The organism is Phenylobacterium sp. (assembly GCF_031412415.1).
Taxonomy (GTDB): domain Bacteria; phylum Pseudomonadota; class Alphaproteobacteria; order Caulobacterales; family Caulobacteraceae; genus Phenylobacterium.
Genome location: NZ_JANOCX010000003.1, coordinates 1 through 6,096 on the forward strand (window position 1 = coordinate 1; position 6,096 = coordinate 6,096).

At 67.3% G+C, this 6,096-nt stretch carries 6 protein-coding genes; all 6 read right to left on the reverse strand.

Going from position 1 to position 6,096, the window contains the following annotated elements; all coding sequences use genetic code 11:
* A partial coding sequence (rpoD, locus tag RMO04_RS00030) for an RNA polymerase sigma factor RpoD (protein ID WP_309642751.1) occupies positions 1–1,781 on the reverse strand: 1,781 nt, incomplete at its 3' end.
* 85 nt (positions 1,782–1,866) lie between these two features.
* Positions 1,867–3,768, reverse strand: a complete 1,902-nt coding sequence (gene dnaG / locus RMO04_RS00035) for a DNA primase (protein WP_309642752.1) — start codon at positions 3,766–3,768, stop codon at positions 1,867–1,869.
* Positions 3,769–3,791: 23 nt separating this feature from the next.
* On the reverse strand, positions 3,792–4,658 hold the full coding sequence (gene sigJ / locus RMO04_RS00040; RefSeq protein ID WP_309642753.1) for an RNA polymerase sigma factor SigJ: 867 nt from the start codon (positions 4,656–4,658) through the stop codon (positions 3,792–3,794).
* Between the two features lie 12 nt (positions 4,659–4,670).
* Entirely contained in the window at positions 4,671–5,213 is a 543-nt protein-coding gene (locus RMO04_RS00045; RefSeq protein ID WP_309642754.1) for a hypothetical protein, read from the reverse strand.
* A 2-nt stretch (positions 5,214–5,215) separates the two neighbouring features.
* Positions 5,216–5,596: a hypothetical protein gene (locus tag RMO04_RS00050; RefSeq protein WP_309642755.1), complete on the reverse strand. Its 381-nt coding sequence runs from the start codon at positions 5,594–5,596 to the stop codon at positions 5,216–5,218.
* A 68-nt stretch (positions 5,597–5,664) separates the two neighbouring features.
* Positions 5,665–6,096: HAD family hydrolase (locus tag RMO04_RS00055; RefSeq protein WP_309642756.1), on the reverse strand; the 432-nt coding region annotated here is incomplete at its 5' end.

Genomic DNA, 6,096 nt, shown 5'->3' on the forward strand with positions numbered 1-6,096 from the left:
CGTTCCTCGCGCGGCGTCAACGACGCCAGCACGCGGGTGGTGGTCTCGCGCAGGTTCGACTGGATGGCCGCGTCGATGGGCAGGATCGCGTTCTTGTCCTCGATGAAGTCGCCCAGGTGGCTGTCTTCCTCGTCACCGATGGGGGTTTCCAGGGAGATCGGCTCCTTGGCGATCTTCAGGACCTTGCGGACCTTTTCCAGCGGCATGGCCAGCTTCTCGGCCAGTTCCTCCGGGGTTGGCTCGCGGCCGATCTCGTGCAGCATCTGGCGGCTGGTGCGGACGATCTTGTTGATCGTCTCGATCATGTGCACAGGGATGCGGATCGTCCGGGCCTGGTCGGCGATGGAGCGGGTGATCGCCTGACGGATCCACCAGGTGGCGTAGGTGGAGAACTTGTAGCCGCGGCGGTACTCGAACTTGTCCACCGCCTTCATCAGGCCAATATTGCCTTCCTGAATAAGATCAAGGAATTGCAGGCCGCGGTTCGTGTACTTCTTGGCGATGGAGATCACCAGACGCAGGTTGGCCTCGACCATTTCCTTCTTGGCCTGACGGGCCTCGCGCTCGCCTTTCTGGACGGTCTGTACGATGCGACGATAGTCGTCGATCGGCACGCCGGTCTCGGTGGCCAGGGCGGCGATCTCGTGGCGGATGTCGCCGACCTGACTGGCGTCGTTCTCGACGAACTTGGTCCAGCGCACGCCCAGCGGCTTCACCTGGTCGGACCAGTTGGGCGACAGTTCCTGGCCGAAATAGGCTTTGAGGAACTCCGTGCGTGAGATGCCGTAGCTGTCGGCCAGGCGCAGCAGCCGGCCTTCCAGGCCCATCAGACGCTTGTTGATCGCATAGAGCTGCTCGACCAGCGCCTCGATGCGGTTGTTGTTGAGCTTCAGCGTCTTCAGGTGCTGGACGATGGCCAGAGAGGCGGTGTTGTAGGCCTTGCGGTCGGCGTCGGAGAGGTCTTCGCCCTTCAGGCGTTTGCCGACCAGCTTCTCCTGCAGGGCACGGAACGCGTCGAACTCGAGGGCGATGGCGTCCAGGGTCTCCATGACCCCGTCGCGCAGTTCGGCTTCCATGGCGCTGATGGTGGGACCGGCGCCGTCGTCGAAGTCGTCGTCGTCGTCGCTCTCGCCCTTGGCGATGGCCTCACCGTCGGCGGTGACCTCGGCTTCCTCGACCTTCTCCTCCTCGGGCGGCGCGTTGGCCAGCGCCTCGGCGGCGGCCGCGGCGTTGATGCCGCCGTAGGTCTGTTCGAGGTCGATGACCTCGCGCAACAGGATGCGGCCAGTACCCAGCTCCTCGCGCCAGACCATGATGGCTTCGAAGGTCAGGGCGCTCTCGCACAGCCCCCGGATCATGGTGTCGCGGCCGGCCTCGATACGCTTGGCGATGGCGATTTCGCCCTCGCGCGACAGCAGCTCCACCGAGCCCATCTCACGCAGATACATGCGCACGGGGTCGTCGGTGCGGTCGTAGGCGGGTTCCTTGGCGGTCTCGATGACCGCCGTCTCCTCGCGCACGGCGACCTCGCCGCCCTCGGCGTCTTCCTCGGCTTCAACGACGTTGACGCCCATCTCCGACAGCATGGCCAAGGTGTCTTCGATGGCTTCCGAAGTCACTTCCTCGGACGGCAGCACCTTGTTCAGCTCGTCCATCGTGACGTAGCCGCGGGCCTTCGCCTGCTTGATGAACTTCTTGACGCCGGCGTCGGTGAGGTCGAGCAGCGGCCCGTCGCCGCCCGTGGTCTCGGTCGTTTCCGCTTCGGCCGTATTGGTGCTCATCTAAATCTCCGATTTCGGCGAACCGAACCCCCTGCAAGGTTCGGGCCGAAGATGGTTAATTGCGGCTCGGCCAGGATCGATATCACTACGACCCGTCACCCGCCCAAATCGTTCCCGTTCTGATCGCGCGTTTCAGTGCGTCGCGCTCGCCTTTAAGACGTTCGAGGGCTTCCATATCGGAACGGCCGCTCAGGTTCCCCTTTGCGGACGTTATAGCCTCGTCGAGCGCCGCGAGCCTCGAAAGGCCTGCGAAGGCATGCGACCACTGGGATTTCGCACTATCGAGGGAGACATCCGATTTCATGATAGGCGCGCCCGATTTCGCAGCGGCCTGGTCGATGTCTTTCAAGAGCGCGGTAAACCCGCAAGACGCGAGATGGCGTGCAAGAGACGCTGAGTCAAGGTGATCGGTCTCCAAACGGAACCGAATGATTTCCCTCGTCAATTCCACCAGCCCCGGATCGCCGAACCCCTGGGCGGCGAAATCGTCCTCCAGATGGTCGTCGAGCACAGCGGGATCGACCAGGGTATGAGCCGCCATGGCCGCGGCGATGGGCTCCAGCGAACGGGCTAGGCGCTGGGCCGCCGCGCGACCCATGGCGGTGGGCGCAGGATCGATCCAGGCCGGGCCACCGCCCCGCCAACTCTTTGATTGATTGAAATTTCCACGGCCTTGGCGGGCGTTTTGGCCCTGGCCCTGCTGCGCGCGCGGCGAGAGTGCGTCCAGGCGTTGCAGCAGGTCTTCGCGGTAGGCCTGCTGCAAATCCTTGTCGGCGATCGTCCCGGCGAGCTGACGCAGTCGCGCCTTCAAACCCGCCCGTCGCTCGGGCGTGTCCAGCGGTTCCTGATCGCGCTCGCGGGTGAACAGCGCATCGACGAACGGCGTTGTCTGCGACAATTGGGCTCGCAGGGCGGACGCCCCCTGCTCGCGCAGCACTTCGTCGGGATCCTTGGCGCCATCGACCAGGGCGAATCGGAAACTCTTGCCAGGCTTGAGCATCGGCAGCGCACGATCGATGGCCCGAGAGGCCGCCTGACGGCCCGCCCGGTCGCCGTCGAAACACAGGGTCGGCTCGGGATGCAGCCGCCATAGCATCTCCATCTGATCCTCAGTGAGCGCGGTGCCCAGCGGCGCGACGCCGGCGATCCCGGCGCGCTGGCAGGCGATGGCGTCCATGTAACCCTCGACCACCACCAGAGGCGGCGTCTCGGCGCCGGGCGCGGACGCCAGGATCTTGCGCGCTTCCGCCAAGCCGTAGAGCGAGGCGCCCTTGTGGAAGAGCGGGCTCTCCGGGCCATTCAGGTACTTGGCGCGAGCCTGTGGATCCATCGCCCGGCCGCCGAACGACAGCACGCGCCCCCGCGCGTCGGCGATCGGAAAGATGATCCTGTCGCGAAAGCGGTCATAGGGCGCGCCGCCATCCTCCGGCGCGATCAGCATGCCGCTCTCGACCAACTCCGGCGGCTTGGCGCCCTTGGCGATGAGATAGTCCTTCAGCGCGGTGCGGCTGGCGGGAGAAAAGCCCAGGCGGAATCGACCCCACTCGCTCTCCGGCAGGCCGCGCTTCTCCAGGTAGTCGCGGGCCTCCCGGCCTTCCGGGCGTCGCAGGGCGGCCTCGAACCACTGGGCGGCCAGTTCCAGCCAGTCGGCCAAGCCCTGGCGCTGCTTTTCCTGCTCGGCCGCGCGGGGGTCGGCGACGGGCATGGTGAGGCCCGCCTCGGCGGCGAGACGCTCGACCGCCTCCATGAAGGTCAGCCGCTCGGTCTCCTGCAGGAAGGTGATCAGGTCGCCGTTCTTGCCGGAGGAAAAGTCGAAGAACTGGCCCTTGTCGTCGTTGACGTAGAACGACGGGGTCTTCTCCTTGTTGAACGGCGACAGCCCGACGAACTCGCGCCCTTGCCGGCGCAGCTTCACGGTCCGCCCGATCACATCGGAGGGGCGGAGCCGGGATTTGATCTCGTCGAGGAAGTGTTCGTCGAAGCGCACGGCCTGAGCATAGCCGACCCTGCTCAGCTTTGCAGGCGCCCCAGCTTCTCCGGATTGCGGACCAGGTAGATGCCGGCCAGCTTGCCGTCGTCGCCGGGCTGGAACGCCACGGTCATCGGGCCGCCCTCGTCCTCCAGGATCACGCCCGGATAGCCGTTGATGCGGACGGCGCGGAAGGTCATGGGGAAGGCCTCGCCCTTGTGACGCCAGGCCAGGCCCTCGATCAGCCGCACGATGTCCTCGCGGCCGATAAGCGGGCGCAGGGACGCCTTCCGCTTGCCGCCGCCGTCGGTGACCATGACCGCGTCCTGCGCCAGGATCGCCGACAGGGCGGCCATGTCGCCCTGGGCCGCCGCGGCCATGAAGGCGGCGGCCAGCTTGGCGGCGTCCTCCTGACTCACGGTGAAGCGGGGGCGGTTGTCCTTGACGTGGGCGCGGGCCCGGGCGGCGAGCTGGCGCACCGCGGCCTCGTTGCGGCCCAGGGTTTCGGCCACGGACTCATAGTCTTCGTCGAACACGTCGTGCAGCAGGAACACCGCCCGCTCCAGAGGCGACAGCCGCTCCAGGGCCAGCAGGAAGGCCACCGACACATCCTCGGCCCGCTCGACCGGATCGACGGTGAGTTCCTCGATCAGCGGCTCAGGCAGCCAGGGGCCGCGATAGGTCTCCCGCCGCGCCTTGGCCGAGCGCATCCGGTCGATGCAGAGGCGCGAGGTCACCCGCACCAGCCAGCCGGCGGCGTCTTCGACCCCCTCCGCCTTGACCCAGCGCAGCCAGGCGTCCTGCACCGCGTCCTCGGCCTCGGCCACCGAGCCCAGCATGCGGTAGGCCAACCGCGTCAGGCGCGGGCGCTGGGCCTCGAAGGCCTCTATGTCGCCGGTCGGGATCACGCTCGTTCCCACTCAGGCCGCCAGATGCAGGGGGGCGGGCTCGCCCGCGACCGTCACCCGCGAACAGGCGCGGCCGTGGCCCAGGGCGTATTTCAGAGTGGGATACATCCGCGCCGCGGTGAGCGTAAGGCCGATGGCCAGCAAGCCCTTGTCGCCCCAGCGCCGGACGATCTCGTCGCGCAGGGGATCGGCAGCCTCCATGTCACGGGCCAGGCTGGCGCGGCAGAAGCGCCAGGCCAGGGCGGCGGTCTCGCCCATGGCCGCCGCATCGCCCGCCAGGATGGCGCGCAGGATCTTGGGGTCGACCCCGCCCGCCGCGGCCATGTCCACGGAGATCTGGGTGCAGGGACCGCAGTCCTCGCCGAGCGTGCCGACCAGGCCCGCCGCGGCCAGGGCCTCGGCAGGGGCGTCTGCGCGGTTCATCGCCTGGGTTCCCAGACCGAACTTGAGGCCGCTCAACGGTCGGACCTGGATCATGTGACGCATGTAGTTCGCGTCATAGGTCCAACGGCGCTCCAGCGCGTCGACCTGGCGGAGGAGGAAGGCTTTCAGCATGGTCAGCGTCCTGGTCTGTGGGCGATCGCCAGCCAGACCGCGGCGAGCGCGGTCAGGTAGACGCCGGGAAGATCGCGGATGACGTCGGCCAGCGGATTGGCCGAACAGCTTGCGTCGAAGACATGGATGGCCGCGTGGAGCAGCAGGAATAGGGCTCCGGCCACCAGCGCAGGCCACCCCTGGACCGGCCGCCACAGGAACCAGGCTGCGCCCAGGCCGGCGACCAGATAGGCCGCGCCAATGTCTCTGACGAAGTGTGGATTGAACGCGCCGGTCGCCGTCACGCCCGGCACGGCGTTGTACCACCAGAACGACGCGAACAGCATGGCCAGGCCGTTGCCGACCAGGATGACCGCGAGCGCCAACGCAACGATGCGGGACATGGGTTTTCTCCGACTTCGCCTCTAGGACGGCGCGGAGCTTAGCCCTGTGACATGGCCCGAGAAGAAATTCAGGCGATCCCAGACACCCAGGCCGGCAGGTCGCGGATCGAGGCCAGTTCGACAAACCGTTCGTGCCCCACGGGCGCCTCGGCGATCTCGTGGGCCCAGGTCAGCGGATAGGGCACATGGGCGGCCCAGGCGCCGGCCTCGATGGCGGGCAGGATGTCGGAGCGCATGGAGTTGCCGCACATGACCCCCTGCCCCGCCCCGGTCCCATGGCGCTCAAACACCCGGGCATAGGTCGAGGCGTCCTTCTCTCTGACGATCTCCACGGCGGCGAAGAGGTCGCCCAACCCGGAAGCCGCCAGCTTCTGTTCCTGGTGCAGCAGATCGCCCTTGGTGATCAGCACCAGGCGATAGGATTTCGAAAGCTCGGAGAGCGCGTCCTCCACCCCGGGCAACGGCTCGACCGGCTCGGTCAGCATCTCGCGGCCCACCGC

What these genes read in the sequence shown, in the direction of transcription:
- RMO04_RS00045 (WP_309642754.1), bottom strand. Translation starts at nt 5,213, where the DNA reads ATGCTGAAAGCCTTCCTCCTCCGCCAGGTCGACGCGCTGGAGCGCCGT.
- RMO04_RS00050 (WP_309642755.1), bottom strand. Translation starts at nt 5,596, where the DNA reads ATGTCCCGCATCGTTGCGTTGGCGCTCGCGGTCATCCTGGTCGGCAAC.